Raw genomic sequence first — 3,055 nt, 5'->3', positions numbered from 1 at the left:
ACACCTTCGAGCGGCTTCGGAGCTGCCTCACGTCTCCCACCTGCACAGATCCGCCGCCAACCCGCCCCGCATGCCCACCAACTGTCGAACTCGGGTCCAACCGGATGCTCCATTCCGGCGCTGAAGAGTCCTGCGTTGAAGGAAAAAGAGATCGTGGAAGGTGTGGAGTTGACCGGCCGTGTCCGTTCACCCGGGTCGATACGTCGGGCGACGGCCGCGGCGGACGTTTCGCCCTCGGTGCTCAGGGCGAGCCCTAGCTTGCCCTTCGCCATAATCCATGGGCTCTCCGGTTGCTCGGGGTGGAAGGAGCGCACCAGAACCAACAGCCGGAACGCACGGTCATGAGCAAGTCCCGCGGCATAGGCGCACCACTCCGGGGGAGCATAGGGCTCGGTTACGGGCAGGAGGTCCTGGCCGAACGACAGCCGGTGTGCCAGGTGTTCGGAGATCGGGGGCGTACCGATGGTCCGCTCGGGGACGAGTTCGACGTCCTTCAGGGAAATGGTCCAGCCCTTGGTATCTGTCACGCGGCCTCCCGTGTGATGTGGTGCCAGCCTTGAAGGAACGTGAAGGCGCCCCAGTCCCGGTAGTCGGGGAAAGCGGCCCGCATGGCCGACTGCGCCCCGCGGAAGGCCTCCAGAGGTGCCGCGCCGCGCGCGGCGCGTCGGTGAACTTCGGCGAAGAAGTGCGTCGCGGGGTCGGGCCGTACGGGCCAGAGGCAGCCGATGATTGCCTGCGCCCCGGCGAGGAGCAGCCCCGCCGGCATGCCGCGCAGGTTGTCGCTGATGTCGTAGCGGCTCAGCGCGGACTCGCAGGATGCGAGAGTGACGAGACGGACCCCGCGAAGATCGGTGGCGAGAATGTCGTGGGCGAAGACTCGTCCGTCGTCGTCCTCGTCCGGGTTCAGGTAGAGACAGTGGAACCAGGGGGCTGCCGCGTCCTGGGTGCCGTGCGCCGCGATGTGGACCACGTCTGCTGTGGACAGTTCGTTGAGCAGTTGCTGCCGGGTGGCCGCTGGCCCCACGATCGGTGAGGTGCCTGTCAGGGCGGCGATTTCGGCCGCATGCTCCTCGAGGACGGGCTCGCGGGCCAGGCCGAATTCCTCGCCTCCGCCCGCCGAGGCCACTACTGCAGTTCGGGCCGGGCGGGGTGTGGTGGAGCCGTGAGGGGAAGACGTGCCCAGCCCGCCGACCAGCGACACCGTGAAGTCGTCAGCGACAAGGCGCCCTTCCGTGCCGTAGGTGAGCAGATGGAACGGCAGGTAGTGCAGCGGACCATGCGCCCAGATACGCAGGTGATCCTTGCCCTGGCTACGCCACTGTTCCAGATAGTGGGGAGGGCTCAAGGCAAACGTCAGCAGGTCCGCCGCCTCGGGTGTGACGTGATCAAAGAGCGGATCGTCGGTCACCGCTGTCCGTAGGGCGCTCACCGTTCCGACCAGCTGGTGGTCGCGTGGGGGCGGCACGGCTTCGGCGTCTTCGGAGCCTTCTTCGTTCCTGTCCGGGGCGTCAGGGTGGGACCGTACGATCGCAGCGCTGACCGATTCCCTGGTGATGGCGAGCAGCGCATGGTCGGAGTCGAATCCGGGGGTCGCCTGCACGAACCAGCTCAGGAACACTGTGCGGTCGTCCAGGCTTTCCTGCACGCGTTCCCAGTCGGCGTCGGCGTAGGCGCCGTTGACACCTTCCTCCACCAGCGCCGCGTTGATCATCTGGTCGATGTGGCGCCTGACGTTCTGCTCGATCTCCGCGGTGGTCCTCCCTGGTGCCGTCTCATGCTCTGACAGAGGCGTGAGCAGGTCTCCGAGTGAAATTTGCGGCAGGACGGGGGCGGCGGCCTCCTTGTCGGAAGTGAAGGGGAGCGGTTTCTCGGGCTCGGCGATCGCCCGCAGGCGCACCAGTTGGTGTGTAACGGCTTCCGGAATGTTGAAGGGTTCCCGGATGCCATACCACTGGGAGAACGTGGCGCCTTTGGCAGCGTGGTGCAGCGCCATCAGCTCGGCTAAGGACGCCCCGTCAAAGGATGCGCGCAGGGTGGTGGCGTGCACGACGTCCCGGCAGATCCGGGCGAGTTCCTGGTCCCGGACTGAGTGGATCACGGGGGTGGTCGATGCGACGGCCGCCGCGATGCCGGGAAAGTCGCGTCTTGGAGACGGGCAGCATCGGGCGGCGGCCTGGGCGGACAGGTAGAAGACGCGTAGCAGGCGTCGGCTGTAGCGGCGCGGCCGGTGAAGGTTGCCGCCGATACGGCCTGAATCACGGGGCACCGGAGCCAGCCCCGCGACGCCGGCCAGGCGGTCCGCGGTCCCGAACGTCTTCATGTCGCCGCCGGTGACGGCGATGAACTCCGCGCCGAGCACGGGACCGATCCCGGGCATGCTGAGAATCACGTCGGCGTGCTGGTGCTCGCGAAACCGACCTTCGATGAGCTTGTCCGTCTCTGCGATCTCTTCATCGAAGGCCATCACCTCCCTCGCGAGCCTGGCCACCAGGGCGGCGGCGAGCTTCTCGCCGGGGACGGCAGTGTGCTGGGCCTCGGCCGCCTCGATTGCGGTGGCCGCAACGGCCGCGGCATTGCGGACCTTCCGGTTCTTGAGCCAGGCCGCCAGGCGATTTCGGCCGATCCGGCGCAGACCGGCCGGAGTCTGATAGCCCGTCAGCAGCACCAGCGACGCTTTGGAAGCGCTGTAGTCGAAGGCGCGTTCCAAGGCCGGGAAGTACTCGAGCATCCGGGCACGCATCCGGTTGATCGTCCGGGTGCGGTCCGCAGCCAGGTCGTAGCGGCGGGCGGTGAGGATCCGCAGGTCAACCGCGATTTCGTTGCCGGCTGCCAGCGGCTCCAGGTCACGTCGCATACGCGCCTGGTCGGCGATCACATACGCGCCCTTGGCGTCGGTCTTTCCGTCGCCGCGGTAGGAGGCGGAGGCGTGGTGGACGGCGCGGCCGGGGATGTAGAGGAGCTTCTGCCCGTGATTGACACGGCAGCTGTAGATGTGGCTGCGTTATGTGTTGAGGCTGGTCAGCCAGATGGCAGGGTGCCTGCGGGTATGAGTACG

1 protein-coding gene and 2 pseudogenes are annotated in these 3,055 nt (G+C 67.3%); all 3 read right to left on the bottom strand.

Annotation, left to right across the window (positions count from 1 at the left end; translation table 11 throughout):
- Positions 1-527, bottom strand: a 527-nt coding sequence (locus ABZZ74_RS53375; protein WP_356951339.1) for a hypothetical protein, incomplete at its 3' end; no start/stop codon positions are given.
- Positions 524-1,345 (bottom strand): annotated as a pseudogene (locus tag ABZZ74_RS53370) (CHAT domain-containing protein); the annotation flags it as partial. The gene ABZZ74_RS53375 and the pseudogene ABZZ74_RS53370, both read right to left, overlap by 4 nt.
- Before the next feature lie 810 nt (positions 1,346-2,155).
- A pseudogene (locus ABZZ74_RS53365) lies at positions 2,156-2,998 on the bottom strand (transposase); the annotation flags it as partial.
- Positions 2,999-3,055: the final 57 nt, after the last annotated feature.

Source organism: Streptomyces sp. NPDC006476 (assembly GCF_040612015.1).
GTDB lineage: Bacteria > Actinomycetota > Actinomycetes > Streptomycetales > Streptomycetaceae > Streptomyces > Streptomyces griseorubiginosus_B.
This window is presented reverse-complemented; position numbering and strand designations above follow the sequence as displayed.